The organism is Sphaerochaeta associata (genome assembly GCF_022869165.1).
In the GTDB taxonomy this organism is placed as follows: domain Bacteria; phylum Spirochaetota; class Spirochaetia; order Sphaerochaetales; family Sphaerochaetaceae; genus Sphaerochaeta; species Sphaerochaeta associata.
Window position 1 is genome coordinate 1,557,235 of sequence record NZ_CP094929.1, and the last position, 25,286, is coordinate 1,582,520.

The 25,286-nt window shown below is 51.0% G+C and carries 25 protein-coding genes and 4 tRNA genes; 23 read left to right on the forward strand and 6 right to left on the reverse strand.

Going from position 1 to position 25,286, the window contains the following annotated elements; genetic code table 11:
• The first annotated feature begins 224 nt into the window (after positions 1 to 224).
• Complete coding sequence (gene ppdK, locus MUG09_RS07200; protein ID WP_244774955.1) at positions 225 to 2,936, forward strand: pyruvate, phosphate dikinase; 2,712 nt, start codon at positions 225 to 227, stop codon at positions 2,934 to 2,936.
• 88 nt (positions 2,937 to 3,024) lie between these two features.
• Here ppdK and MUG09_RS07205 read toward each other — a convergent pair.
• Positions 3,025 to 3,096: transfer RNA gene (locus MUG09_RS07205), tRNA-Thr, on the reverse strand.
• 137 nt (positions 3,097 to 3,233) lie between these two features.
• Between MUG09_RS07205 and MUG09_RS07210 the strand changes: the two genes are divergently transcribed.
• The 7 genes from MUG09_RS07210 (at position 3,234) to MUG09_RS07240 (ending at position 7,780) form a co-directional block, all read left to right on the forward strand.
• A complete protein-coding gene (locus MUG09_RS07210) occupies positions 3,234 to 3,521 on the forward strand; it encodes a hypothetical protein (protein ID WP_244774957.1) in 288 nt (95 codons plus the stop codon).
• On the forward strand, positions 3,518 to 4,537 hold the full coding sequence (tsaD, locus tag MUG09_RS07215) for a tRNA (adenosine(37)-N6)-threonylcarbamoyltransferase complex transferase subunit TsaD (protein WP_244774959.1): 1,020 nt from the start codon (positions 3,518 to 3,520) through the stop codon (positions 4,535 to 4,537). Before MUG09_RS07210 ends, tsaD begins: the two co-directional genes overlap by 4 nt.
• Positions 4,538 to 4,548: 11 nt before the next feature.
• Positions 4,549 to 5,082, forward strand: a complete 534-nt coding sequence (locus MUG09_RS07220) for an adenine phosphoribosyltransferase (protein ID WP_244774960.1) — start codon at positions 4,549 to 4,551, stop codon at positions 5,080 to 5,082.
• 67 nt (positions 5,083 to 5,149) lie between these two features.
• Positions 5,150 to 5,220 (forward strand) — tRNA-Gln (locus tag MUG09_RS07225).
• 5 nt (positions 5,221 to 5,225) lie between these two features.
• Positions 5,226 to 5,297 (forward strand) — tRNA-Glu (locus MUG09_RS07230).
• Between the two features lie 74 nt (positions 5,298 to 5,371).
• Entirely contained in the window at positions 5,372 to 7,009 is a 1,638-nt protein-coding gene (locus MUG09_RS07235; protein WP_244774961.1) for an ABC-F family ATP-binding cassette domain-containing protein, read from the forward strand.
• Positions 7,010 to 7,018: 9 nt separating this feature from the next.
• On the forward strand, positions 7,019 to 7,780 hold the full coding sequence (locus MUG09_RS07240) for a type III pantothenate kinase (RefSeq protein ID WP_244774962.1): 762 nt from the start codon (positions 7,019 to 7,021) through the stop codon (positions 7,778 to 7,780).
• On the opposite strand, the gene MUG09_RS07245 is transcribed toward MUG09_RS07240, so the two are convergent.
• The 3 genes from MUG09_RS07245 to MUG09_RS07255 form a co-directional block, all read right to left on the reverse strand.
• Positions 7,777 to 9,000, reverse strand: a complete 1,224-nt coding sequence (locus tag MUG09_RS07245) for an aminopeptidase (protein ID WP_244774963.1) — start codon at positions 8,998 to 9,000, stop codon at positions 7,777 to 7,779. The genes MUG09_RS07240 and MUG09_RS07245 overlap by 4 nt on opposite strands.
• A 10-nt stretch (positions 9,001 to 9,010) precedes the next feature.
• Positions 9,011 to 10,198, reverse strand: a complete 1,188-nt coding sequence (locus MUG09_RS07250) for an aminopeptidase (protein ID WP_244774964.1) — start codon at positions 10,196 to 10,198, stop codon at positions 9,011 to 9,013.
• A 106-nt stretch (positions 10,199 to 10,304) separates the two neighbouring features.
• A tRNA-Gly gene (locus MUG09_RS07255) sits at positions 10,305 to 10,375 on the reverse strand.
• A 114-nt stretch (positions 10,376 to 10,489) separates the two neighbouring features.
• On the opposite strand from MUG09_RS07255, the gene MUG09_RS07260 reads away from it, so the two are divergent.
• Positions 10,490 to 10,738 carry a DUF3276 family protein gene (locus tag MUG09_RS07260; protein WP_244774965.1) on the forward strand — a complete coding sequence of 83 codons (249 nt, stop codon included), beginning with the start codon at positions 10,490 to 10,492 and terminating at the stop codon, positions 10,736 to 10,738.
• A 49-nt stretch (positions 10,739 to 10,787) separates the two neighbouring features.
• The gene (locus MUG09_RS07265; protein ID WP_244774968.1) at positions 10,788 to 11,246 is read left to right on the forward strand and encodes a GNAT family N-acetyltransferase; all 459 of its coding nucleotides are present in this window, start codon (positions 10,788 to 10,790) and stop codon (positions 11,244 to 11,246) included.
• On the opposite strand, the gene MUG09_RS07270 is transcribed toward MUG09_RS07265, so the two are convergent.
• Positions 11,243 to 11,872 carry a ribonuclease HII gene (locus tag MUG09_RS07270; RefSeq protein WP_244774970.1) on the reverse strand — a complete coding sequence of 210 codons (630 nt, stop codon included), beginning with the start codon at positions 11,870 to 11,872 and terminating at the stop codon, positions 11,243 to 11,245. The two genes, MUG09_RS07265 and MUG09_RS07270, sit on opposite strands and share 4 nt — an antisense overlap.
• Before the next feature lie 79 nt (positions 11,873 to 11,951).
• Here MUG09_RS07270 and MUG09_RS07275 point away from each other — a divergent pair, with 79 nt between their 5' ends.
• From MUG09_RS07275 to rnc, 12 genes are all read left to right on the forward strand, one after another.
• Positions 11,952 to 14,801 carry a chromosome segregation SMC family protein gene (locus tag MUG09_RS07275; RefSeq protein WP_280529393.1) on the forward strand — a complete coding sequence of 950 codons (2,850 nt, stop codon included), beginning with the start codon at positions 11,952 to 11,954 and terminating at the stop codon, positions 14,799 to 14,801.
• 62 nt (positions 14,802 to 14,863) lie between these two features.
• Complete coding sequence (gene ffh / locus MUG09_RS07280) at positions 14,864 to 16,198, forward strand: signal recognition particle protein (RefSeq protein WP_244774974.1); 1,335 nt, start codon at positions 14,864 to 14,866, stop codon at positions 16,196 to 16,198.
• A 37-nt stretch (positions 16,199 to 16,235) separates the two neighbouring features.
• Positions 16,236 to 16,490 carry a 30S ribosomal protein S16 gene (rpsP, locus tag MUG09_RS07285; RefSeq protein WP_462708819.1) on the forward strand — a complete coding sequence of 85 codons (255 nt, stop codon included), beginning with the start codon at positions 16,236 to 16,238 and terminating at the stop codon, positions 16,488 to 16,490.
• Positions 16,491 to 16,505: 15 nt separating this feature from the next.
• A complete protein-coding gene (locus MUG09_RS07290) occupies positions 16,506 to 16,739 on the forward strand; it encodes a KH domain-containing protein (RefSeq protein WP_013606980.1) in 234 nt (77 codons plus the stop codon).
• Between the two features lie 3 nt (positions 16,740 to 16,742).
• Complete coding sequence (gene rimM / locus MUG09_RS07295; RefSeq protein ID WP_244774979.1) at positions 16,743 to 17,249, forward strand: ribosome maturation factor RimM; 507 nt, start codon at positions 16,743 to 16,745, stop codon at positions 17,247 to 17,249.
• Complete coding sequence (gene trmD, locus MUG09_RS07300) at positions 17,246 to 17,998, forward strand: tRNA (guanosine(37)-N1)-methyltransferase TrmD (protein ID WP_244774981.1); 753 nt, start codon at positions 17,246 to 17,248, stop codon at positions 17,996 to 17,998. The genes rimM and trmD overlap by 4 nt, the downstream gene beginning before the upstream one ends.
• Entirely contained in the window at positions 17,985 to 18,341 is a 357-nt protein-coding gene (gene rplS, locus MUG09_RS07305; RefSeq protein WP_244774983.1) for a 50S ribosomal protein L19, read from the forward strand. The genes trmD and rplS overlap by 14 nt, the downstream gene beginning before the upstream one ends.
• A 104-nt stretch (positions 18,342 to 18,445) precedes the next feature.
• The gene (locus MUG09_RS07310) at positions 18,446 to 18,937 is read left to right on the forward strand and encodes a hypothetical protein (RefSeq protein ID WP_244774985.1); all 492 of its coding nucleotides are present in this window, start codon (positions 18,446 to 18,448) and stop codon (positions 18,935 to 18,937) included.
• Positions 18,934 to 19,434 (forward strand): pantetheine-phosphate adenylyltransferase, encoded by a 501-nt coding sequence (coaD, locus tag MUG09_RS07315; RefSeq protein WP_244774988.1) that lies wholly within the window; start codon positions 18,934 to 18,936, stop codon positions 19,432 to 19,434. The genes MUG09_RS07310 and coaD overlap by 4 nt, the downstream gene beginning before the upstream one ends.
• 60 nt (positions 19,435 to 19,494) lie before the next feature.
• A complete protein-coding gene (rpmF, locus tag MUG09_RS07320) occupies positions 19,495 to 19,680 on the forward strand; it encodes a 50S ribosomal protein L32 (RefSeq protein WP_013606986.1) in 186 nt (61 codons plus the stop codon).
• A gap of 21 nt (positions 19,681 to 19,701) precedes the next feature.
• Positions 19,702 to 19,941, forward strand: a complete 240-nt coding sequence (gene acpP / locus MUG09_RS07325; protein ID WP_244774989.1) for an acyl carrier protein — start codon at positions 19,702 to 19,704, stop codon at positions 19,939 to 19,941.
• A gap of 32 nt (positions 19,942 to 19,973) precedes the next feature.
• Entirely contained in the window at positions 19,974 to 20,702 is a 729-nt protein-coding gene (rnc, locus tag MUG09_RS07330) for a ribonuclease III (protein WP_410176444.1), read from the forward strand.
• Here the strand turns inward: rnc and MUG09_RS07335 are convergent.
• Positions 20,675 to 22,033 (reverse strand): CCA tRNA nucleotidyltransferase, encoded by a 1,359-nt coding sequence (locus MUG09_RS07335; RefSeq protein ID WP_244774991.1) that lies wholly within the window; start codon positions 22,031 to 22,033, stop codon positions 20,675 to 20,677. The two genes, rnc and MUG09_RS07335, sit on opposite strands and share 28 nt — an antisense overlap.
• A gap of 122 nt (positions 22,034 to 22,155) precedes the next feature.
• On the opposite strand from MUG09_RS07335, the gene ileS reads away from it, so the two are divergent.
• The gene (gene ileS / locus MUG09_RS07340) at positions 22,156 to 25,284 is read left to right on the forward strand and encodes an isoleucine--tRNA ligase (protein ID WP_244774992.1); all 3,129 of its coding nucleotides are present in this window, start codon (positions 22,156 to 22,158) and stop codon (positions 25,282 to 25,284) included.
• Positions 25,285 to 25,286: the final 2 nt, after the last annotated feature.

Consider the following 25,286-nt stretch of genomic DNA (forward strand, 5'->3'; position numbering starts at 1 on the left):
AACTTGCAAAAAGCCGTAAATTTTAATGATGTCTTCTTGTTGGAATCGGTATCTTGTATCCAGGAAAATTGGAATATTGTTCCAAAAACCAATTGAACAAATATTTATCTAATAAGAACTTGATATACCTATAATTGTTGTTTTACCCGCGGATTTGATTGACAGTACAGCGCCGAACAGATAGGATTTGTTCGTCAAGTATAGAGAAAGAACAGGAGTCAAGTATGGCAGAGAAAAAAACAAAGTATGTCTATTTTTTCGGCTCCGGTAAGGCGGAAGGAACGGCTCAAATGAAAGAGCTGCTCGGCGGAAAAGGTGCAAACCTCGCCGATATGACCAGCATCGGTCTTCCTGTGCCTCCGGGCTTTACGATCAGCACCGAAGCGTGTGCGTATTATAGTTCCCATGAGGGAGCCTATCCTCAGGGCCTGAGAGAACAGGTGCTTGAGAACCTTGCCAAGCTTGAAACCTTGATGGGAGCGAAGCTCGGGGACAACGAAAATCCCTTGCTCGTTTCCGTTCGCAGTGGAGCTGCACAGTCCATGCCCGGTATGATGGATACCATCCTCAACCTCGGACTCAATCCCACCAGCGTAAAGGCTTTGATTGCGAAGACCAACAATGAACGCTTTGCCTGGGACAGCTATCGCCGTTTCATGCAGATGTTTGGTGATGTGGTCATGGGTGTTCCCCACCACGAATTTGAGAGTGCCCTGCAGGATGTGAAGGATTCCAAGGGAAAGAGCCTGGACACCGAACTCGACAGCAAGGACCTGCAGGAAGTAATCGCCCGTTATCAGCGCCTCTATAAGCGCTATACCGGTGAAGAGTTCCCGGTCGACCCGATCGACCAGCTTTTCAAGAGCATCAACGCAGTGTTCAAATCCTGGAACAACGAGCGTGCAAACAAGTACCGCCAGATGAATGACATCCGCGGACTGCTGGGAACCGCTGTCAATATCCAGAGCATGGTGTTCGGCAATATGGGTGACACCAGCGGGACCGGTGTTGCTTTTACTCGTGATCCGTCAACCGGTGAAAACCAGTTCTACGGTGAATACCTGATGAATGCCCAGGGCGAGGACGTCGTAGCAGGTATTCGTACTCCCGAGCCCATTGAGACTCTGCGTGCGGTCAACGCTGATGTGTATGACCAACTGGTAGGCATCCGTTCCATTTTGGAGAAACACTACAAGGACATGCAGGACATCGAGTTCACCATCCAGGAAGGGAAGCTGTATATGCTGCAGACCAGAAACGGCAAGCGCACGATTTTCAGCTGGCTCCGTTCTCAGGTCGAGATGGTTGAAGAGGGTTTGATCGATAAGGAAACTGCAATTGCAAGAGTTCCGGCGGGTGAGTTCGGCAAGCTTTTCGCACCGATTCTCGATGCCAAGTATATTAGAGATAATGGTTTGAATGAAGTGACCCGTGGATTGAATGCTTCCCCCGGAGGTGCTTGCGGCCAGATATATTTCACCGCCGATAAGGCCGAGGAGATGGCAGCCCTGGGTAAGGACGTTATTCTAGTCCGTGCAGAGACCAGCCCCGAGGATATCGGTGGCATGGCCGTTGCAAAGGGCGTAGTGACCTGTCGTGGAGGTATGACCAGTCACGCAGCGGTAGTCGCACGTGGCATGGGTTGTCCGTGTGTCAGCGGTGCAGGGGACATCCACATCAATGAAGCGAAAAAGACTCTTGAAGTGAATGGCACGAATCTGAGCGAAGGAGACTATATGTCCATCGACGGATTCACCGGTGCTGTCTACGGTACCAAGATTCCTGTGCGTTCCTCGGAAATCGTCCAGGTGCTCAACGGCCATATGAAGGAGAGTGAATCCAACCTCTTCTACAACTACAAGACCTTCATGGCATATGTGCAGGAAGTCAAGAGACTTGGCGTGTACACCAATGCCGACACCCCCCACGATACCGAGATGGCTGTGGCCTTTGGTGCTGAAGGAATCGGCCTGTGTAGAACCGAACACATGTTCTTCGGTGGAAACCGAATCATGTCGATACGTAAAATGATTCTTGCAAACAATCTGATTGCACGCGAGAAAGCCCTGTCCGAGTTGCTTCCGATGCAGAGAGGCGATTTCGAGGCGATTTTCCTTGCACTCGAGGGAAGACCCGCTACGATCCGCCTGCTTGATCCCCCGCTTCATGAGTTCCTTCCCAACGACCACACCAGCCGCCATGAATTGGCGCTGCAGATGGGTCTGACGGTCGAGGAAGTGGCGCAGAAGTCAAGTGCTCTGCACGAATTCAACCCGATGCTCGGCTTCCGTGGCTGTCGTCTGGCCATCATCTATCCTGAGATTCTTCGCATGCAGGTGAGGGCTATTATTGAGGCGGCCATCAACGTCAAGCGCAAGGGTGTCGACGTACTTCCCGAGATCATGATTCCCTTGGTAGGCAACTACAAGGAGTTTGTCTTCTGCAAGAAGCATGCACTGGAAGTCATTGAGAAGATATTCAATGAGCAGGGCATGAAGGTGCATTACAAGATCGGAACCATGATCGAGGTACCCAGAGCTGCAATTACCGCTGATGAAATCGCCCGTGAGGCGGAGTTCTTCAGTTTCGGTACGAACGACTTGACCCAGATGACCTGTGGCTTCAGCCGTGACGATGCAGCTTCCTTCCTTGGTCCCTATGTGAACGATACTGACAAGCAGTTCTATGACTACGATCCGTTCGCCACCATCGATATCGATGGCGTCGGCAAGCTCGTAGACATGGCTGCCAAGCTTGGTCGTTCCACCAATCCGGAGATCAAGTTGGGTATCTGCGGCGAGCATGGCGGTGACCCCAAGACCATTGCATTCTGCGACAAGGTCGGTTTGGATTATGTCTCCTGCTCTCCGTTCCGCGTTCCCATCGCACGTCTTGCTGCAGCCCAGGCATCAATTGCCGCCAAGAAGGCGAAGTAAACGAGCTGAAACAGTATGGTACCCGGGCTTCGGCCCGGGTTTCCTGTCTTAGGATATAAAAAAAAGCGGTTCCCGAAGGAACCGTGAGAGCCAAAAAAGGGAATTGAACCCTTGACCTGCTCATTACGAGTGAGCTGCTCTACCCCTGAGCTATTTTGGCATGCTAGGTAAAACAGGTGCATTTTACCCGAAAGAGGGAAGAAGGTAAAGATGGTATTTCTGTAAATGTAGAGACCCAATCTTGCCTTGACCTTTAAGGCTCTTGTCTAGTACGCTTACGACTGAAGAGGGAGTGCATTGAAAACGGATCCATTGTTCAGCCATGCTGTCGCCCAGGAGGTGGTTGTTTTGCTGAATACTGAAAAACATGGCGTTGGAACCAAAGTGGGATTGAGCTGGCAACCTGATGTTGCCCAGTTCCTGCTGGACATGTTTCCAGACGCCTTGGAGTATGGCCTGCAACTCAGTGACATCGCCCCGCTGGTCAGCGAGGATGAGTTTTCGTTCGATGACGAGGACTTTGATTTTCTTGACGACGATGATTTTCTTGACGAGTTCGACGACGATGAGGATGACTCCCTATGAGAGTTCTAGGGATTGAAACCTCCTGCGATGAATGCTCTGCAGCAGTCGTGGAGGACGGACGCACCATCCTAAGCAATATCATCGCCACCCAGATTGAACTTCACAAACCGTACGAAGGAGTGGTTCCCGAGCTTGCTTCGCGTTTGCATACCCAGTGGATCGGTACGGTCGTACAGACCGCACTGCAGAAAGCCGGCCTAGAGCCTCATGACATCGATGCGGTCGCTGTTACCAACCGACCCGGCCTCCTGGGCTCCTTGTTGGTTGGCTTGAGCTTTGCAAAAGGTTTTTCGGCTTCCCTGGACATTCCTTTCATCACCATCGATCACATCCGTGCACACCTGTATGCATCCCAGATTGAGCATCCGCTTGAATATCCGTACTTGGGCCTGTTGGTAAGCGGGGGTCATACGGTCATCTGCAGGGTTGACGGATATGATGCGATTGAAGTTCTCGGTACAACCATCGACGACGCCATCGGTGAGGCCTTCGACAAGGTTGCCAAGCATTACGGTTTCGGCTACCCCGGCGGCATAGCCATCGATCGGCTTGCGAAGAAAGGCAATCCTCTTGCCTTTCTCTTTCCTGGTCCGACATTGCATTCCAAGGACCACCCCTACGATATTTCCTACAGTGGATTGAAGACTGCTGCGATCAACCAACTGGATGCATTTTGGGATGGCAGCAGTGAGAAGAGTCCTGAAAATATTGCCGCTTCGTTCCAGCGCGCCGCTGTGAACATGCTTATCAAGCGCGTCAGAGCTGCCTTGGAGGAGACCGGACTGAAACGGCTGAGTGCCGGAGGCGGAGTTGCTGCAAACAGCTACCTGAGGCTTGAATTGGAAGCACTGAAAAAAGGCGGCTATGAAGTTTCCTTTCCATCCCTTAAACTGTGTACGGACAACGGTGCCATGATAGCAGCGTTGGCGTACCGCTATCTGGCCGATGGCATACAAGGTGATTACTCCGAGTCGGCAAGTGCTCGGGTGACTGCATTTAAAAAACAATATTCATGACGAGAGGCCCTATGGACGCACATTACGATTTGGACAGTGTAATTCGAAAGGTACCTAATTTCCCCAAGGAGGGAGTCCTCTACTACGATATCACCGGTATTCTTGCAGTGCCTGAAGCATTTCAGTATTGCATCGATCGGATGCATCAGCTTTGTGAGCATCGTAGAATCGATGCCATTGCTGCAGTAGAAGCGCGTGGCTTCATCTTTGCCGCCCCGCTTGCCCAGCGCCTTGGCCTGCCGTTGATTCTTGTGCGCAAGATGGGCAAGCTTCCCAACAAGGTGTTTACCAAGAGTTTCGAGCTGGAATACGGCTGTGATGTAGTCTGTGTCCAGGAAGTGGATATCCAAAAGGATAGCCGCGTACTGTTTGTCGATGACCTCATCGCCACCGGCGGTACTCTGAAAGCCGCTGCATCCATGTTCGAGGAGCACGGTGCGAAGGTTGAGGGCTTTATGGGTGTCATCGGACTGCCGTTTCTCAATTACGACAAGGCCCTTGCGCCCTATCCGGTGGAAGTGCTGCAGCTCTATCACGGTGAGTAGGAATAATTTTCCCCATCCCCTTGACAAAGCATACGCATTTCCGTATTCTACCACAGGATTTTGAAATTGGGATGTAGTGTAATGGTAACACTGCAGATTCTGGTTCTGCCTTTGGGGGTTCGAATCCCTCCATCCCAGGCATCGGTTCCTTCGTCTAATGGTTAGGACAGGAGATTCTCAGTCTCTAAATAGGGGTTCGATTCCCCTAGGAACTAAAACGAATGAGGAAGGGGCAACCTTGTAGGTTGCCCTTTTTTATCGCTATACTAGGCATAAGGAACCGCACACTATGATTACAGCTTCAAATATCGGTCTTTCCTACGGAACCCAGGTTCTCTTCAAGGAAGTCAACATAAAATTCACTCCCGGCAACTGTTACGGCATCATTGGTGCCAATGGCGCCGGCAAGTCGACTTTTCTCAAGATTCTCTCCGGCGAAATCGAGTCGGACACCGGAGAGATCATCATCTCGACCGGCCAGAGAATGGCTGTTCTCAGGCAGGATCACTTTGCTTTCAATGAATACACCGTTCTTGAAACCGTCATCATGGGGTATGAACAGCTGTATGCAGTGATGAAGGAACGGGATACCATTTATGCCAAAGAAGACTTCACCGAGGAGGACGGCTTGAGGGCCGCCGAGCTCGAGGGGGACTTCGCAGACATGGGCGGTTGGGAAGCCGAGGCCCAGGCGGCCCAGATGCTCGATGGGCTGGGCATCTCCACCGATTTGCAACAGAAGAAAATGAGTGACGTCGAGGATAACGTGAAGGTTCGTGTCCTGCTTGCACAAGCGCTGTTCGGGAACCCCGACATCCTGCTGCTGGACGAACCGACCAACCACCTTGACCTTGAGTCCATTCACTGGCTCGAGGACTTTTTGGCAAACTTTGACAATACCGTGATTGTAGTCAGCCACGACCGTCACTTCCTCAATACGGTTTGCACCCATATTGCAGACATCGATTTCGGAAAAATCCAGCTCTATGTCGGCAACTACGATTTCTGGTACCTGTCCAGCCAGTTGGCCGCCAAGCAGATGAAGGATGAGAAGAAACGACGCGAAGAGAAGATTTCGGAGTTGAAAGAGTTCATCCTTCGATTCTCCAGCAACGTGGCAAAGGCCAAGCAGGCAACCAGCAGAAAGAAGTTGATCGACAAGCTCACCATCGACGACATCAAGCCCTCCAGCCGCAGATTCCCCTATGTAGCCTTTAAACCACTGCGTGAATGCGGCAAGAACATTCTGGAAGTCAAGGGGCTCACCAAGACCATCGACGGTGAGAAGGTGCTCGATAACTTCGATCTGGTGCTTAACAACGGCGATAAGGTTGCTTTTGTAGGACCCAACCACTATGCCAAGACTGTATTGTTTGAGATCCTGACCGGCAATATGGAACCCGACGCGGGTACATTCACCTGGGGGGTGACCACCAGTCTTTCCTACTTCCCTAAGAACAACAGCCACCTGTTCACCGAACACGTATCCATCACCGACTGGCTGCGCGAATTCAGTGAGGACAAGGACGATACCTATATCCGCTCCTTCCTTGGACGCATGCTATTCAGCGGGGATGAAGCCCTCAAGGATTGTACCGTACTCAGCGGCGGGGAGAAGGTTCGTTGTGTGCTCTCTCGTATGATGCTGGAGCAGGCGAACTGCCTTATCTTCGATGAACCGACCAGTCACCTGGACTTGGAAGCCATTACCGCTCTCAACGACGGACTGATCGATTTCACCGGTGTGCTCTTATTCAACAGCCATGACCACCAGTTCGTCGAGTCTATCGCCAACCGAATCATTGAATTCACTCCAAGCGGGGTCATTGACAGATTGATGGGCTTTGAGGATTATTTCAATGACAGTTCCATCAAGGCTCTTCGTGATGAGAAGTACAGTGGTTCGCACCATTCGATAGCGCTCTAGGGAGGCTCCATGCTGGTTGCAGTAGATATCGGGAACTCTAACATTGTCATTGCTGTCCACGACGGAATGAAGTGGGTGCAGTCGTTTCGGATTTACAGCGACCAGAAGAAGACCAGCGACGAATACTTCGTCGTTCTGGACAGCCTGATGAGCCATGCCGGCCTCTACAAGCACGATATCAATCGGGCGGTCATCAGTTCGGTCGTACCGAACTTGACCCGTTCCATGCAGAAGAACATCATCAGGCTTTTCGACGTCCAGCCGCTCATGGTTGACCACAAAGTGGAAACAGGACTGAGAAAAGAGACGATACCTGCAGAATTAGGCAGCGACCTGCTTGCCAATGCCGCCCAAGCGCATTATATGTATCCCGAGCACCCGGTAGTGGTTGTGGACTTCGGTACGGCTCTTACGTTGACCACTGTCGACAGCGATGGGTCTGTCCTTGGCGCTTCCATCGCCCCGGGACTTGTCACCGCGGTCAACGCCCTGTTCGGCAATACCGCCCAACTTCCACAGGTTGAACTGAAAGTGCCTCCTACAGCCATCGGCCGGAACAGTCAGGAATCAATCAGAAGCGGAATTATGTTCGGGTATGCAGGCATGGTGAAGGCCATCATAGAGCGTACCGAGCAGGAGCTGGGTCGGGAGGTCTTCGTCATTGCGACCGGAGGTCTCAGCCAGACCATAGCTCCCTTGATCGACCGAATCAACCAACTCTCAGCGATGCACACACTCGATGGCCTTCGCTTGATCAGCGATCTGAATTAAAAGACAAATACACCCTTTCTCATCACAGCAAAGGTATTCCCGTCACGAGTCGTGGCGTCGATATCCATGTCCTTTGAACCGATCATGAAATCGATGTGCATGAGACTGGTATTGCATCCGGCCTCGTGCAGCTGTTCATCAGTGGACAGCATCGCTCCGTTCGCCAAAGCAGTAGGATAGCCGTCTCCGAGGGCGAGGTGGCAGGAGGCATTCTCGTCGAGAAGAATTGAGTTGAAGATAAGATTGCTCTGGGCGATGGGGCTGGTCTCGTCGACCAAAGCCACTTCACCCAGGCGCCGTGTCCCTTCATCGATTGAGAAGAAGGTATCCAACGCCTCTTTTCCTTCGCGGGCGCTGTATTCAACCATTTTTCCTTCCTTGAAGACAAAGCGGACATCCTCGGTTTTTACGTCGAGTACATTCACCGGTTTGGTGGTGGTCACATATCCGTCTGCCCTCATACGGTCGGGAGTGGTGAAAATCTCCTCGGTGGGAAGGTTTGCAAAGAATTGAAGGCCGTCCGGCATTGAATCGGCTCCACCGGTGAATCTGGCCTGGTCGGTAAAGCCGATGGTAAGGTCGGTCTTGCTGCTCTTGAAATGAAGCGTATCGATTCCCTGCTCATTGAGATGATTCCTGCGACGGTCAAGCATCTCCTTCTTCTGTTCCCAGGCAAGGCCGGGATTACTCTGGTCGAGCAGGAGAATCGGCTTAAGTACATCCATCAGATCCTCGGTGGCAGCCTGTTGTCCCAGCACCTGCTTTGCCCACAGGGGGCCCGGTGCACAACAGACACACCAGGCAAGTTGGCTGCGCATCAATTTCTTGCTGCGTGCTTCATGGAACCTGCGCTTTGCCTTTCCCAGGATTTGATTCTTCGCTTGGTCGAGCTCGGCGTGATCGAGCCGCTCTTCTGTTGCGTCTATGCGGATGTAGGACCAGCCTTCGGTGCACATTTCATAGTCGAGAGCCTTCATGTATGCGGGATTGAACGTAAGCTGATCTTCATTCTGGGATGCCAGGCGCGATGCCAGTACATCAAGATCGTCAAGCAGAACCTGTACAAAAGTGGCACCATGACGATAGGCCGATTTGCTGAGCTCACGGGCAAAGTAATAGGTCCCGGGGCCTGTTAGAATGAGTACATTCTTTCCGCTTTGGAGATTGATGCCTTTCTTAATAATAAGCTCGGCGTATGATTCTATAAGTTTCTGGTCCATAGGTTTGCTCCTAAAGGTTGTATATCCCTTCGATCATGATTTCATGGATTTGCTCATCATCGGTTCGTAAGCTTGTTGAGAGATGCGTGTCTCCCACCGGGATTTCCAGTCTCACCAAGGATTCATTGAGCTTGCTCTGCTTGATGTCGTCGTCGTTGCTGTGGGTGGTAAGGGTGTCCAAGGAGAATCCACCGAGAATAATCGTTGCGGTGATTTCCTTGGCAAAATGCGGATGAATCGATTTCTCGAGGTATCGGCTCTCGATGGTGTCATTGTCCGCAAGGGCGATTTCACTGACGTGTCTTGCGCCCTCATCGATGCTGAAAAAAGCAGCCAGTGCCTCTTTTCCTGCATCGGCCTGCCAATCAATCACTTCACCATTCTTGACGGTAAACCAAGCTCCTGTCACCTCGGTTCCCAACACATAGAAAGACCGGGATGATGCAAAAGTCCCGTTGGCTGATGTGCAATCCAATGCAGCATGGAGGCTTTGGACCGGCAGTGTAGGGATGAAATATCGTTTACTGGCCAATGTCGTTCTCCCACCGGCCCACAGCGTATCACGGGCAAGCTCGGCTTCAAGCTGCCAGCCGTCTGATACGAATGTGAATCTGCCATGTCCAAGCTTGTTCAACGCCTTCTTGCGATACTCCAACACATTACCCTGCTCCTCCCAGAATGAGACGTTCCAACCGCTGTCCAGGCGGTAGAGCATGCTGAATAGATTCCACATTTCTTCTTCAGTGGCGGTCCTGCCAAGCAGCCCTGCCGCCCAAGTAAGGCCGGGGTAGGGCACATTGGCCCAGGGGACGGCAATACGGCGATCAAGGAATACCGGGTCGCTGAGGTGCCCGAACTTTGCGATGGCGGTCACTTCGACGACAACTGAAGCAAAATCTGTATCAGTTCGATAGGGGATGGTATCCAAATCAAAGAGATGGCACATGACGGAGGTGTGTACAGGCGGCCGGAAAATCTCTTTTTCTTCGGGTTCTATCGGATAAGCTTGGACTACCTTCCCATGATTGGTCTCCACAATGGTTACGCTTTGGCGGGTTGTCAGGCATGCCTGCCTGGCCAAAAGGCGTGCAAAGTGCATTGTTATTGCTTCGGTATTGATCGAAAGGCTGTCACCTTCGGTCAGCTTGAGTTGCACGTCGATGATAAGCTGTGCATACCGTTTAAGTAAGAGTTCCATGAATCCTCCAGTACAATTCAATACTATAGCAAATTATTGATATGCGATATACCAGCGAAATGCACAAGACAAAAAAACCCACACGCACTTGTGTGGGTTTTGCTTGAGCGCCCAACGGGAGTCGAACCCGCTTCTTCAGCTTGGAAGGCTGAGGTAATACCATTATACGATAGGCGCAGTTGCTCGGTACGGTGTTTTTATAAAGTATTCTGAATTCTTCGTCAAGTACCTGTAGTTGACAGAGGAGCATAAACCCTGTTACAAGTACTGCATAGCGATACAAGCGAGGTTATGAGCGTGGGACAGCGTGGAGAAGTGTATTCAACGAGACTTGTCAAGAATGACAGGACCTATTTCTTTAATGTGAAAGAGAACATTTACGGGGACATGTTCCTCAATTTGGTAGAGAGCAAGGGTACTCCTGACAGTGATAAGTTCATCAGGCAGTCACTGATTGTCTATCAGGAAGATTTGGGAGAGTTCTTGAAGGAACTGCAGAAATCCTTGGATTTTATCAAGCAGAACACCAAGCAGAAATAAACCAAGTGGGCAGCCGAAAGGCTGCCTTCCTTTAGCAGGAGAGGCATCGATGGAAATAAGGATGATGCAGGCAGCTGATATTCCTGCAGTCTGTTCACTGGTCAGGCAGGTCTTCGACCAAGCCCTTGCCCCTGACTATACGCAAGAGGGAATACAGACTTTCTATGCATTCATTGAAGAAGAGGCGATGAGAAGCCGGCTCTCAGACGGCGGGTTTGGATTGGTTGCCTTCGTGGATGGAGACCTCGCTTCTCAGATAGAACTACGCAATAACTCCCATATCTGCCTGTTGTTCACCAAGGTGGAACATCAGGGTAAGGGTTTGGCAATGGCTTTGGTTGAGCAGGCGCTGCAAATCTGCAAAGAACGAGACAAAAAGGTGGCGGCGGTCAGTGTAAATGCAGCGCTTTCTGCAGTCACTGCCTATACACACCTGGGCTTCAAGCAGAGCTCTGCCGAGCAGGAAAGGAACGGTATACGATATGTACCGATGATCAGGCTTCTCTAGAAGAGGGTTGCCTGCTTCTGTACTTTGTTTTGTTTCTGTTCAATATGAAAAGAACGGCGATGAATGGGGGACAACCCATAGAGCAGGCAAGCCTCTCGGTGCTCTGAGGTTGGATAGCCCTTGTGCTTTGCAAAGTTGTAGTGAGGCCATTTTCGGTGACAGAGCACCATGTAGCGGTCCCGTTGATTCTTGGCTAAAATGCTTGCAGCCATAATCTGCGGGACCAGAGCATCTCCGCCCACTATTGCCCGGGTGGCACAGTCAAGGTTCGGCCGTTGGTTGCCGTCGACAAGTGCTACATCAACATGAACTTTTGAACTGATTTTCTCGTAGGCTCGCTGCATGGCCAGAAGGGAGGCCTGAAGGATGTTGATCCGATCGATTTCCTTGGCAGTGGCAATTCCGATTGCCCAGTAGAGGGCTTTCTCCTTGATCACAATTTCTGCTTCAAGCCGGTGTTTCTCACTCAACTTTTTTGAGTCGTCGAGCAAGTGGGTGGGAAAATCCGGACCAAGAATGACTGCAGCGGCTACAACAGGGCCTGCAAGCGGTCCCCTGCCGGCCTCATCCAAGCCGCATACTACCTGCGCTTCCTCTTCGAATGAAAACAACAGGGCCTCTTGCACATTTTCCTCCTACTTTTACCGACGAACAACCTATGCTATAATCCCCCCATTACTGCGTCAAGCATAGAGAGGGTGAATTTTGTTTCTAAAAAGCCTGGAGATATATGGTTTCAAATCCTTTGCGGACAAAGTGAATTTGGAATTTTCAGATGGAATTACCAGCCTGCTTGGCCCCAATGGATGTGGAAAAAGCAACATTGTCGATGCCATCAAGTGGGTGCTCGGCGAACAATCAACAAAAACACTCCGGGCCGGTCGCATGGAAGATGTCATCTTCAACGGCACCGATACTCGCAAGCCCCTGCAGGTTGCAGAAGTATCCCTGGTCATCTCCAACGAGGAGCGTCACCTTGGTATTGAAGAGGCTGAGGTTGAGATTAAGCGCCGTATTTTCCGTAATGGAGAGAGTGAGTACTATCTGAACCGTAATCGGGTTCTTCTTAAGAACATTCGCGAGCTCTTCTACGACACGGGAGTAGGCAAGAGCGCCTACTCCATCCTGGAACAGGGGAAAATCGACCAGATTCTCTCCTCCAAGCCAGAAGACCGGCGCTATATTTTTGAGGAAGCGGCAGGTATTTCGCGGTTCAAGGTTCAAAGCATCGAAGCCGAGCGAAAATTAGCCAAGACCGATGAGAATATTTTGCAGGTTGAAACAATCCTCAAGGAAGTGAAGCGCAATTACGAGACCAAGAAGAATCAGGCGGCCAAGGCAATCTCCTATCGGAATCTCAAGAAAGAGCAATTCTCCCTCGAAGTCGATGTCCAGCTTTCAACCCTTAAATCGTACTTGTTGCTCAGGGAGAGCAAGATTGAGCAAAAGGAACGCCATGAGCGTGACTATGAAGCTCAGAAAGGCTCGCTCAGCAACTGTGATCAGGAAATCGAGCAGATGCAGGACCAGCTTCGCACTTTGGGGTCCGAACGCATAACAATGCAGACCGAGCTTCAGCGACTGGATGAAGCCATCAAGGGCAAGGCGGATAAGCTGGACTTGTTGACCCAGCGTTTCCGGGATTTTCTGCAGCAAAAGGATCAAGCAGCCTCCAGAAGCCAGGTTATATTGGAGCACATAGAACGCGACACCTCCGAAATCGACCAAAAGTTGGACGAGATGGCCGACATTGATGCATCAGTTGTTCAACTTGAGGAGGAGATGGCACGCAACCAAAAAGCATTGGATGCATCCCGTGCCATGCTCTTGGGCCACAATGAGGAGATTGCCGGTTTGGAGGCGAAGAATCTTCGTCTGGATGAGACTCTTGAGGAACTCTCGCTGAGAATCAAGGAGTTGACCGATATCATCGTCATCCAGCTGGAGGAGAAGCTGAAACAGAGCGGGTACAATTTGCAGAAAAAGCAGGCAGCAAGAGCCGACCTGGTTGAAGGCATCGAGCACGTGAAGAAAACTCTTGAGGAACAGATGCAATTCCTCAAGCAGCTTACTCATACCGCTCTTTCATCGCAGGATCTGGTTGAGCGTCAGATTCAGTTCCACCAAAGCCTGGGGATTGCTCTTGGACGTATACAAACCCTGTTTCAGACGTATGAGGCCATGCAACCGTCCTTCCTTGACGAGCTCATCAGCCCCGAAGGTACGATTTCGGAGAAACATCGTCTGGATGATCGAATGCTTTCCATACGCAAACAGGTGCAGTCGAATCGTGAACGCATCGCCTATCTGCGAGAAGAAAACGTACGGCTTTCCCAGGAGATCGAACGGTACCAAGACTCCATCGGCGACCAGAAGGTTGCCATGAATCAGCTGCTCTCCCAAAAGAGTGCAGCCAAGGAGTGGGTGTCCAAATTGCAGCGCTCGGTCACCGAGCAGGAGTACCAATACAAGGATGCCCTCAAACTGGCTGAAACCGCTCAAGAGAGGATTTATGAGACACAGGAGGATATCCGTAGTGTCGAAGGCGAGGTGAAGGAGAGTAAAAGCCGCATTGCTTCACTGAATGCGGATCTGAAAGAGTTGATTCTGGTCATTGAAGAGCAGAGCAACCAGATCCGTGCAAAGCAAAACCAGAAGAATGAGCGCTATGAAGAGCTTCAGAACCTCAGGTCGGAGAAAGAGAAGCTTGAGCTGCAGATCGACCAGCTTGCAAGCAATGTCGCATCCTTGTACACCAATTTCTTTGACAACTATGGAAAGAGTCTGAAAGAGTTCGAAGGCCGGATGAGCGAGGAAACAGCTGACATTCCCGTTCTCAAGGCCCGTTTGGACGAAGTGAGAAAAAGCATAGATGGGATGGGATACATAAACCAAATGGCGGAGGAGGAGTTCGGCGAGGTCAAGGAGCAGTATGACTTTCTGACCAAACAGCTGGATGACCTGAACAAGGCAAAGGCTGATCTGGATTCTGTGGTGCTTCAGATCAAGAGCCGCAGTGAAGAGCTTTTTCTGGCATCCTACAAGCAGATCAGTCAGAATTTCCAGGAGATGTTCCGTCGATTATTCGGAGGAGGGCGCGCCGAACTGACCCTGGTCGACCCCCAGAATGTCTTGGAGAGCGGAATCGACATTCTTGCACAGCCTCCGGGAAAGAAACTGACACACCTGGCCCTGCTCAGCGGTGGAGAACGATCGATGACCGCCGTCGCACTATTGTTTGCAACCTATTTGGTAAAGCCATCGCCATTCTGTATTCTCGATGAGATCGATGCAGCCCTCGATGACCGGAATATCGGATATTTTCTCTCGGTACTGGAGGAATTCGCCCGAAAGAGCCAATTCATCATCATCACTCACAACAAGCATACCGTCATGGGAAGCCAGACTCTGCTGGGGGTAACCCAGATGGAAGCCGGGGTATCTACGATGGTCAGCTACCGTATCGGAAACTTTAAAGGCGAGCAGGTTATTCTCAACGAGCAGCAACAGGCTGTTTCGTTCGATGAGGAAGGCCAGTCTCTTGGCGGTTCTTGACAGAAAAGACTGCTGTACGGTATAAGATGTAACTTGAGTGAAATTCATAATAGAGTAAGGTAATGTTTGATTCAATAAGCGATAAGTTCTCCGGCATCATGCGAACGTTTGCCGGCAAGTCCAAAATAACCGAGAAGAACATCCAGGATGCCGTTGAAGAAATCAAGGTGGCGCTCCTGGATGCTGACGTGAACCTGCGGGTTGTCAGACGCTTCATCAATGGGACCATGGAAGAAGCTCTCGGGGAGAAAGTCCTCAAGGCCGTCGACCCGGGTCAACAGTTCGTGAAGATCGTCTATGATCGCATGGTTGCCCTGCTCGGGGATGAGGAGAACCAGAAACTCTTACTCAAAGGTCCCGATACCACCACCGTCATATTGATGATGGGTTTGCAGGGCTCTGGCAAGACCACCACCAGTGCAAAGCTGGCAGCCAGGCTCAAGCGAGAGGGCAGGCGTCCCCTGTTGGTTGCAGCCGACTTGGTAAGACCTGCAGCCATCCTGCAATTACAGGTTCTCGGTGAATCTGTCGGTGTACCGGTCTTTACCCTTGAAGGGGAGAAAGACCCGTCCAAGGTTGCAAAGGCAGCCCTTTCCCAGGCAAGGAAAGATCAACGCGACATCCTTATTGTAGATACCAGCGGACGCATGCACCTCGATCAGACTCTCATGGATGAGATCCAGAAGGTCCGTGATGCAATCAAGCCGGATGAAACGCTTTTTGTCGCAGACTCCATGACCGGCCAGAATGCCGTTGCCATCGCCCAGGAATTTGAGCAGAAGGTTGGTATTTCGGGTGTCATCCTCTCCAAGTTCGATAGTGATACCCGCGGTGGTGCCGCACTCTCACTGCGTTCGGTTGTCGGAAAGCCCATCAAATTCATCGGTGTCGGTGAGAAGATGGATGACATCGAGCCGTTCTATCCCGAGCGCATCGCAAGCCGAATCCTTGGCATGGGCGATATCGTCAGCTTGGTGGAAAAGGCACAGAGTGCCATCGACGAAAAAGATGCACTCAGAATGCAGGAGAAGATGGCGAAGAACACCTTCGACCTGCAGGACTACCTTGATCAATTGAACAATATGGACAAGATGGGTTCGATGGAGCAGCTGCTGGAGATGATACCCGGAGCCAAGGGACAGATCAGCGAGGATGACATCGACAAGGCGGAAATTCGCAGGGAGAAAGCAATTATTCTTTCCATGACCTATGCGGAACGTGCGAATTACCATATAATGGGGCCGACCAGACGTAAACGGGTGGCTGCCGGCAGCGGAACCACTGTATCGGATGTAAACCGTTTGCTGAAAAAGTTTGAGAAAATGCGACTTACGATGAAGAAGTTTGCAAAAAATAAAAAATACCAGGCTGCAATGCTGAAACAGATGGGTATGTAGAGTTGAATTCGTAGGAGGAATTGACGTGAGCACAAGCATGAGACTGAAGAGATTTGGCAGCAAGAAGAGACCTGACTACCGTATCGTGGTGATGGACTCCAGGGCTAACACCCAGAGCAGAACCCTCGATGAGGTTGGTCAGTACCACCCCTTGGCCGAGAAGGACAAGCAGGTTGTACTGCAGGTCGAAAAGATTAAGGAATGGCTCGTCAAGGGTGCACAGCCCAGCGATACCGTAAAAAGCCTGCTCAACAGAAATGGTGTAACTGTAACCAGAACTGTCCAGGAATAATTCCAGGAGATGGTTGTGGAAAAAGATCTTGTTGAATACATTGTAAAGTCACTGGTTGATGTCCCTGACGAAGTCAGCATCAATGTGGTCGAGGGCGAAAAGTCCACGATCCTTGAGCTGAAGGTCGCCAGCGAGGATGTCGGCAAGGTGATCGGCAAGCAAGGCCGCATTGCAAAGGCTATCAGGACAATCCTGAGTGCCTCAGCCACCAAGGGTGGCAAGCGTGCCGTGCTCGAAATTCTGGACTGACGTATGGAAGAGTTGCTCTGGACTGCTACCGTTAAGAGCCCGTTTGGGATTAGTGGTGAGGTGAAAATTCATCCGCACAATGATGATTGTTCCTACCTTGGAAAACTCAAGGAGGTCATCCTGCGTGCAAAGGATGGTGCAGAGCAGCGCCTCACGATACAAGGTTTCAGGATGATGGGTTCTCAGGCCCTGATGAAGTTCGAGGGATTTGATGATCCTGAAACTGCAAGGGCCCTGAACGGTCAGCACCTGATGGTGGAACGCAGCAAGGCAGCCCCTCTGAAGAAGGGACAGTACTATGTTGCCGACCTTATTGGTTGTACGTTGGTGCATGAAGGCAAGGCTCTTGCAGAAGTGGTCAGCAGTATGGATGGTGCTCAGGCCGTATTGTTGGAAGTTCGTACGGCTGAAGACCAACTCTATATGGTACCCTACCTGAAGGAGTATATTGGAGAGGTTGATCTGCAGAACCGAACGATTGAGTTGAAGACTCCCTGGATTCTCTCGTGAAGATTCAGATAGTCACCCTTTTTCCCGAGATGGTGGAGGGGTTCTTCGAAAATTCAATCATGAGGCGGGCTGTGCAAAGCGGCTTTGTGGAGTATGAAATCATTGACTTCCGCCGCTTTGCCACCGATAAGCATCAGAGTTGTGACGATGTACCCTATGGAGGAGGAGCAGGCATGGTGATCAAAGCTGATCCACTGTGCAAGGCACTCTCTTCCATCGAGGCGCAGTCCAAACGGGTCGTGTATGCTTCCCCCTCTGGAAAACGCTTCACCCAGCAGTATGCCGAGATCCTGAGCAAGGAAGACGAATTGGTCTTCATCTGCGGTCATTATGAAGGTATTGACCAACGTGTGATTGACCTATATGTTGATGACGAGATTAGTATCGGGGATTATGTTATCAGCAGCGGGGAAGTCTCCACCTTGGTGATTGTCGACGCAGTCTATCGTCTTCTGGACGGTGTGATATCAAGCGACTCACTTTCGGAGGAGAGTTTTCATGATAATTTGCTCGAATATCCCCAATATACAAGGCCTGAGACCTATTGCTCAAAAGGTGTCCCTGATGTATTATTGAGCGGACATCATGCCAAAATTGGCCAATGGCGACTGCAGAAACGGTTGGAGAAGACTTTGTCACATCGGCCGGATTTGTTGGAGACGGCATCCTTGGATGCGAACTCCAGAAAGATTTTGAATGCATTGAAAGAACATAGTGCGAAGGGGACCGTAGACGATGGATGTTATTAAGGCTATTGAGTCAGAACAGATGAAGGAAAATGCAGAAAATTTCTGCGTTGGCGATACCGTAAAAGTGTTCTTCAAAATTATTGAAGGTACCAATGAGCGTGTTCAGGTTTTCGAAGGCCTGGTTATTGCCAAGAATAATGGTGGAATTCGGAGAACGTTTGTTGTCCGCAAGATTTCCTACGGCGTAGGTGTGGAAAGGATTTTCCCCTTGCACTCCCCCCGTATCGAAAAGATTGAAGTCATCCGCAAGGGCCGTGTCAGAAGAGCGAAGCTCTACTATATCCGTGGCAAGGTCGGCAAGAAGGCCAAGGTCAAGGAACTTATCCGCAAGAAGAACGCCTAAAGGTTGTTCGACACGCGTATTCAAGGGGACGGCAGGTTGCCGTCCTTTTCTGTTGTATTGCCCTCCTTTGCAAAACAAGGTAGGCTAGTCTATGCGAGGTAGAGATGGAAGCAGAGAAACCAGTCAATGAGCAAGGGCAGATGAAACGGGAGAAAGGCCGCAAGGACAAACGCAATCGATCCAAGAAGCAGTCCAAGGCGAAACAGACACAGAAAGAGAGTGTCAATAAACCCAAGAACACCCTTCTGCCTGAACAGGGTAAAAAAGTATTTCACAGCAATCTTCCCCAGGTTCCCGTCAAGAGAGTGGCCGAACCGCTTGAGGGTTGTAAAATCTGCGGTGAAGTCATTGATGTCATCGCCAGCGCCTTGACACATCCTGAAGGCGGCTTCTGTCATTTTGATTGTGTATTGAACCAGATTGCCGCAGAGCAACCGTTGGCCGACAACCAGAAGGTCAGTTACATCGGAAGGGGAACCTTTGCGGTGGTTGAGACTAAAGAAGACGGTACGTATACATTTCTCAGACGGGTGGTTTGGGAGAATGCTGAATCCTTCGAACAGATGAAGAAATTCGTGGAGGCGACCAAACAATGAGTATTCCCAGCAGGACAGCCATGCTTCCAGGCTCTTTCGATCCCCCGACTAACGGACACATCGACATCATTGAACGCAGTGCCCGTCTGTACGAGAAACTCTATGTCGTAGTAGCGGACAATGTGCAAAAGCAATGTCTGTTCACCCCCGCCGAACGCATGGAGATGCTGCGTCAAATACTTATAGATCATAAGAACATCGAAGTGGTAAGCTATCGCGGCTTGGTTGTAGACTTTGCTCGCGACCATCAGGTAGGGGTTATGATCAGGGGTGTCAGGGCTCTGGTCGACTTCGGCTACGAGTTTGAATTGGCTATGACCAACAAGCAGCTCAACGCAGCCCTGGAAGTCCTGTTCATGCCTACCAGCCCTAAATATTTTCAGCTTAGATCGAGTGCCATCAAGGAGATGGCTGCCTACGGAGCCGATATCAGCCCGATGGTCCCCCCCCTTGTCGTACAAATGATGAGAAATCGAATCAAGTTGTTGACGCTTTAGGGGTTTTCCGTTATTCTTCCATACGTGTCAAAATTTTGCATAGTGTAAGAGGATATCAACATGGCAACACCCAAATATAAGACTTCGAAGGCAAGTGCCGCTTCCAGAAAGGCTGCCAACATGCGTCTTGCTGCCCCCACGCTCTCCCAGTGTGGTACCTGTGGAAATATGGTTCTGCCTCACCGCGTGTGCCCCAAGTGCGGATTCTATCGTGGCGTGCAGGTCATCGAGCTGCAGGACAAATAAGTAATACTCAGGAGAAGCGAGATGGATAGCAAAGAAGTTTTTGAAAAAGTAAAGTCTTTGATTGCAGAGAAGCTGGAGATCGATGATGCCAAGATCACCATGGAGGCCTCATTCCGAAAGGATCTTGGAGCAGATAGCCTGGATACCTACGAATTGGTGTACGCCATTGAAGAGGAACTTGGAATCTCCATCCCTGATGAGAAGGCCAATGAGTTCGAAACGGTTAAGGATGCTGTAGACTTCCTTGCAACCCAGCTCTAAGGCAATCTAGTTCAATGGAGAGTACACTCTTCATGAGAGCTCCCGCCATCTCATCAGATAGAGAGCGGGAGCTTCTTGTATTTATCAGGGAAAGCCACATTATCATCTCGAATCTTGAATTGCTGAATCTGGCCTTTACGCATCGCTCCTATGCCAATGAGACTTCAGAGATGGTAGACAATAATGAACGACTCGAGTTCCTGGGTGACAGCGTGCTTGGCATGTGTGTCGCCGATTGGCTTTTTAGGAATCTTCCTGCAAAAGCCGAGGGGGATTTCTCAAAAATCAAAAGCGTTGTAGTCAGTGAGGACAGTCTTGCGATGATTGCAAGGAAGCTTCATGTCGACAAGTACCTTCTCATCGGAAAGGGTGAGGAGAATACCGGAGGAAGGGACAAGAAGGCCCTGCTCGCCGACTGCATGGAAGCCCTGTTCGCCGCGTGCTATCTGGACAGCGGTTTTGAAGCTGCCAAATCGTTTGTCATGCGGTATCTCGAACAGCAGATCAGGGCGGTGCTCGACGATGATTATCATCGTGACTATAAAACCAGCCTGCAGGAGTACATGCAAAAACGCTGGCGTAAAGTTCCTTCCTACACACTGGTGAAGAAAACCGGGCCGGAACATGACTACACCTTCTTTGTTGAAGTCGATGTAAACGGCAAGGTATTCGGGCCTGCCAGCGGAGTGAACAAGAAACAAGCAGAGCAGATGGCAGCAAAACTCGCCTATGATCAGCTGGTGAAACCCAGCAATGATTGATACTTCTGCGCAAGATCGAGCAGCTGTTCACGGTTGTTTTGTCCGGGGTCGTCGAGAACCGTATCCAAAAGATAGGTGAGGGTGGCCCCGATCCTTTGGCCCTTGGGAATTCCCAGGCTCATCAGGTCGTTTCCATTCACTGCCAGGTCCTTGATCGACAGGGCGTCGCGTGCCTCGATGATTGCATCGATGCGATTACCCAATTCATCAATCAGGGAAGTATCGGCTTTGCCGTGGATGGCGATTTGGTCGGCAATCCTGAGCTGAAAGAGCTGGGGAATGAACTCCAAGCCGACACGGGTGATGAAACGACGGACGGCGCTGTCGCTCCAGTCGCTCTGATAGTCAAACATATGATGGCGGACCAGATGGGAAACCAACTTGACCTGCTCGTTGCTTGCTTTCAAACGTCTGAGCAAGGATTGGGTGATTCTCTCACCTGCAACGTCATGCTTATTGAATGTATTGCGGTCATCGGTTGGGACAACCACTTCGCTCTTGCCGATGTCATGCAGCAGTGAAGCGAGTCTCACTTCCAAGGATGTCGCGTACATCACCGAGGCCTGACAGGTGGAAATGGAGTGGGAAAGTACATCCTCGTGGTGCATCCCGCCTTGGTATAATCCATCGGATCCCTTGAACTCCGGAAGAATGACAGTAAGAACGCCTTGTTCCCTGAGGTAGGCAAGGGCCCTGCCCGGATGGTCGGCGAGCACCAGCTTGAATAGTTCATCGCGTATACGCTCTGCACTCACCTTATTCAGGTTTTCCCGCATTTCTCCCATGGCCGCCAAGGTCCGCTCCTCGATGGAGAAGTTGAGTTTTGCTGCGATACGGGCGGCCCTCAGTATTCTCAGGGCATCCTCTGCAAAACGCTGCCGGGGGTCTCCGATCGCCCTGATCGTCCTGTTCTTCAGATCCTTTCTTCCTTCATGCAGATCGATGATGCGTCCGCTTTGACAGTCGGCTGCAAATGCATTGATCGTAAAGTCACGCCGCTTGAGGTCTTCCTCAAGACTTGGGATGAAGCTGACCGAGCTGGGATGCCTTCCATCAAGGTATTCGGCCTCGCTTCGGAAGGTTGTGACCTCGAAGCTTTGCTTCTCGAAATGCACGGTAACCGTGCCGTGTTCGATACCGGTCGGTATCACATGCTTGAACAGCTTCATCACTTCTTTCGGCAGGGCGTCGGTGGTAAAATCGTGGTCCTCGCTTTTCAGGCCCAAGAGATGGTCGCGTACAGCTCCTCCCACAATATAGAGGGAGAATCCTGCATTGGCAAAGTGCTGGGCAAACCTGCGGATGACAGGTGGAATCGGAAGGACGTTCATACTCGAACAGTAGCGTGCATGCCAAAGAACGTCAACGGGAAAAACCGCATACAAAGGTTGTCATTTCTAGCGGATATGAATAGAATGGCATTCATGCGACTGCATAGATGCGAGGAGTAAGTATGTTTCGTCCAGTAAACACCAAAGTGGATTTCCCTCAGATGGAAGAGAACGTTTTGACGTTCTGGCAGGCAGAGGATATTTTCAAGAAATCGATTGAATCGAGGTCACAGGAGAACGAGTATGTGTTCTACGACGGACCTCCGTTTGCCACGGGTCTTCCCCATTTCGGCCACTTGGTTCCTGGAACCATCAAGGATGCAATCCCAAGGTATCACACCATGAAAGGCAAGCGCGTACGTCGCGGTTTCGGGTGGGATTGCCATGGCCTTCCTGTTGAGTATGAGATGGAAAAGTCACTGGGCATCAGCGGTCATTCAGCCATCGTCAAGTATGGTGTGGCCAAATTCAACGAGCAGTGCCGCTCGATTGTCCTGCGCTATACCAAGGAGTGGCAGAACACCATCAATCGCATGGGCCGCTGGGTCGACTGGGACCATGGGTATCGCACCATGGATACCAACTATATGGAATCGATCTGGTGGGTTTTCAAGACCCTTTATGAAAAGGGATACATCTATGAAGGATATAACATCCTTCCCTACAGTCCAGCCCTTGCAAGTCCTCTGTCAAACTTTGAGGTGAACCTTGGCGGGTATCAGGATGTGGTCGACCAGGCTGTAACCGTGCGCTTTGCCGTCGACGGCCAGAAAGACACCTACTTTCTGGCGTGGACGACCACGCCCTGGACGCTTCCCTCCAACCTCGCCTTGGCCTTCGGGCCGGATGTCGACTATGTGAAGGTGCATGACAAGACCGATGGGAATTACTACATCCTCGGAAAGGCCCGCCTTGAGCATTACTACAAGGATCCGGCTTCCTATGAGATCGTGGACGAACAGAAGGGTTCCTACTACAAGGGGATGCGCTATCAGCCGCTGTTCCCGTACTTCGCCGGCCTGAAGGATCAGGGAGCCTTTGTCTGCGTCAACGGCGACTATGTAACAACCGAAGATGGTTGCGGTATTGTCCATACCGCTCCAGGATTCGGTGAGGATGACTACCAAGTGCTCAAAGGCAGTGGAATTCCTGTAGTATGCCCTGTGGACATGGAGTGCCGATTCACCAGTGAAGTCCCCGACTTCGAGGGGCGGTTCGTCAAGGATGCCGACAAGGACATCATTGCCTATCTCAAGGATCACAATCTTCTGGTCAAGCGTGAGAACTACCTGCACTCCTATCCGTTCTGCTACCGCACCAAGAAGCCTTTGATCTACCGCGCCATGAGCTGTTGGTTCGTAGACATCAACAAGATCAAACAGTATATGCTCAGTTCCAACGACCAGATCACCTGGATGCCTGAGCATCTCAAGTACGGCCGATTCGGCAAATGGCTCGAAGGCGCCCGTGACTGGGCAATCAGCCGCAACCGTTTCTGGGGAAATCCGATTCCTGTCTGGAAGTGCGACGGCAGCGACCATATCGAAGTCATCGGCAGTGTCGCAGAGCTCGAGGCCAAGTGCGGCAAGAAAGTGGACGACCTGCACAAGCACTTCGTCGATGATCTTACCTGGCCAAGTCCCGACGGGAAGGGCACCATGCGACGCATCGGCGATGTACTTGACTGCTGGTTTGAATCGGGTTCGATGCCCTATGCCCAACAGCACTATCCGTTTGAGAACAAGGAGTACTTTGAAGGGCATTTCCCCGCAGATTTCATCTGTGAAGGACTTGATCAGACCCGTGGATGGTTCTATACCCTCACCGTCATTGCCGCCGGTTTGTGGGAGAAGCCTGCGTTCACGCACTGCATCACCAACGGCATCGTCTTGACGGCCGAAGGCAAGAAGATGAGCAAGAGCGAACGCAACTATACCGACCCGATGGAGATAGTCAAACTCTATGGGGCTGATTCGCTTCGCTTCGCCTTGATGAACAGCGCCGTAGTACGTGCAGAAGACCTGAAATTCAGCGAGGATTCGGTCAAGGAAGTGCTCAAGACCCTTATCATTCCCCTGTGGAATGCGTATTCGTTCTTTGTGACCTATGCCAACATCGATGGGTATGAACCATCTGAGACGGCTTTTGAGGATTTGACCAATCCTATGGACCGATGGATTACCAGTGCCATGCAACGGTTTGTTCAGGAAGTTACAGCAGCCTTTGAGGCGTACGACATCCAAAAAGCTTGCTCGCTCTTCGTCCCGTTCATGGATGACCTGAACAACTGGTACATCCGTCGCAGCCGCAGACGGTTCTGGAAAGGGGAGAATGATACGGACAAGAAGCAGGCCTACGATACCCTGTACAAGGTCTTGATGACCTTCATCAAGGCTGTTGCCCCGATCATTCCGTTCACCACCGAGGATATCTATCAGAATCTGCGCACCAGCGATATGGAGCAGAGTGTCCACCTGTGCATGTACCCCGACTATGATGAACAAGAACGTGATCTTGCATTGGAGAGCCAGATGTCCTTGGCCCAGAAGGCAATAGCCATGGGACGGTCGCTGCGCGCTTCCAACAATCTGAAGATTCGTCAGCCGTTGAAGACGGTGTTTCTCGTTGACCGTGAGGAAGATGAGCGGGCGATTCTGCTTTCGATGCAGGATATTATCGCAGAAGAGCTCAATGTCAAGGAAGTGCACATAAGTTCGGATGAATCGGAACTGGTCGACTACAGTGCCAAGGCGAACTTTAAAGTGCTGGGAAGCAAGCTCGGCAAGGATATGAAGGAAGTCGCCGCTCTTATTGCTGCGCTTGACGGCAGGGTGATTGCATCCATGCTCGATGGAAAGAGCCATACAGTTGTCTACAGCAAGGGTGAGATTGCCATTTCCAAGGACGAGATCATCGTGCAGCGTACCGAACTTGAAGGCGTGAAGGTCCTCAATGACGGCTCATTGACTGTTGGTTTCGATACCAAGGTCACTCAAGAGTTGCTCGAGGAAGGTATTGCCCGCGATATCGTACGTTCCATCCAGAATCTCCGCAAGGAGAGTGGGTTCGAGGTCTCAGACCGAATCCGTCTGACCTGGGATGGTGATGATGTGGTCAAACGTGTTTTCGAGCACTTCGGGCAGACTATTGCAAAAGAAACATTGTCCAATTCGATGAGCTTTGCTACACTTGATGGAGAGGCAATTGATTGCGGTGATCACATGGTGAGGTTGGCGGTAGAAAAGGAATAGGT

What these genes read in the sequence shown, in the direction of transcription:
- MUG09_RS07220 (WP_244774960.1), top strand. Translation starts at nt 4,549, where the DNA reads ATGGACGCACATTACGATTTGGACAGTGTAATTCGAAAGGTACCTAAT.
- MUG09_RS07245 (WP_244774963.1), bottom strand. Translation starts at nt 9,000, where the DNA reads ATGGACCAGAAACTTATAGAATCATACGCCGAGCTTATTATTAAGAAA.
- coaD (WP_244774988.1), top strand. Translation starts at nt 18,934, where the DNA reads ATGAGTATTCCCAGCAGGACAGCCATGCTTCCAGGCTCTTTCGATCCC.
- rpsP (WP_462708819.1), top strand. Translation starts at nt 16,236, where the DNA reads ATGAGACTGAAGAGATTTGGCAGCAAGAAGAGACCTGACTACCGTATC.
- MUG09_RS07240 (WP_244774962.1), top strand. Translation starts at nt 7,019, where the DNA reads ATGCTGGTTGCAGTAGATATCGGGAACTCTAACATTGTCATTGCTGTC.
- MUG09_RS07250 (WP_244774964.1), bottom strand. Translation starts at nt 10,198, where the DNA reads ATGGAACTCTTACTTAAACGGTATGCACAGCTTATCATCGACGTGCAA.
- rimM (WP_244774979.1), top strand. Translation starts at nt 16,743, where the DNA reads ATGGAAGAGTTGCTCTGGACTGCTACCGTTAAGAGCCCGTTTGGGATT.
- MUG09_RS07310 (WP_244774985.1), top strand. Translation starts at nt 18,446, where the DNA reads ATGGAAGCAGAGAAACCAGTCAATGAGCAAGGGCAGATGAAACGGGAG.
- ffh (WP_244774974.1), top strand. Translation starts at nt 14,864, where the DNA reads ATGTTTGATTCAATAAGCGATAAGTTCTCCGGCATCATGCGAACGTTT.
- rplS (WP_244774983.1), top strand. Translation starts at nt 17,985, where the DNA reads ATGGATGTTATTAAGGCTATTGAGTCAGAACAGATGAAGGAAAATGCA.
- acpP (WP_244774989.1), top strand. Translation starts at nt 19,702, where the DNA reads ATGGATAGCAAAGAAGTTTTTGAAAAAGTAAAGTCTTTGATTGCAGAG.
- tsaD (WP_244774959.1), top strand. Translation starts at nt 3,518, where the DNA reads ATGAGAGTTCTAGGGATTGAAACCTCCTGCGATGAATGCTCTGCAGCA.
- MUG09_RS07260 (WP_244774965.1), top strand. Translation starts at nt 10,490, where the DNA reads ATGAGCGTGGGACAGCGTGGAGAAGTGTATTCAACGAGACTTGTCAAG.
- rpmF (WP_013606986.1), top strand. Translation starts at nt 19,495, where the DNA reads ATGGCAACACCCAAATATAAGACTTCGAAGGCAAGTGCCGCTTCCAGA.
- MUG09_RS07235 (WP_244774961.1), top strand. Translation starts at nt 5,372, where the DNA reads ATGATTACAGCTTCAAATATCGGTCTTTCCTACGGAACCCAGGTTCTC.
- ppdK (WP_244774955.1), top strand. Translation starts at nt 225, where the DNA reads ATGGCAGAGAAAAAAACAAAGTATGTCTATTTTTTCGGCTCCGGTAAG.
- rnc (WP_410176444.1), top strand. Translation starts at nt 19,974, where the DNA reads ATGAGAGCTCCCGCCATCTCATCAGATAGAGAGCGGGAGCTTCTTGTA.
- ileS (WP_244774992.1), top strand. Translation starts at nt 22,156, where the DNA reads ATGTTTCGTCCAGTAAACACCAAAGTGGATTTCCCTCAGATGGAAGAG.
- MUG09_RS07335 (WP_244774991.1), bottom strand. Translation starts at nt 22,033, where the DNA reads ATGAACGTCCTTCCGATTCCACCTGTCATCCGCAGGTTTGCCCAGCAC.
- MUG09_RS07265 (WP_244774968.1), top strand. Translation starts at nt 10,788, where the DNA reads ATGGAAATAAGGATGATGCAGGCAGCTGATATTCCTGCAGTCTGTTCA.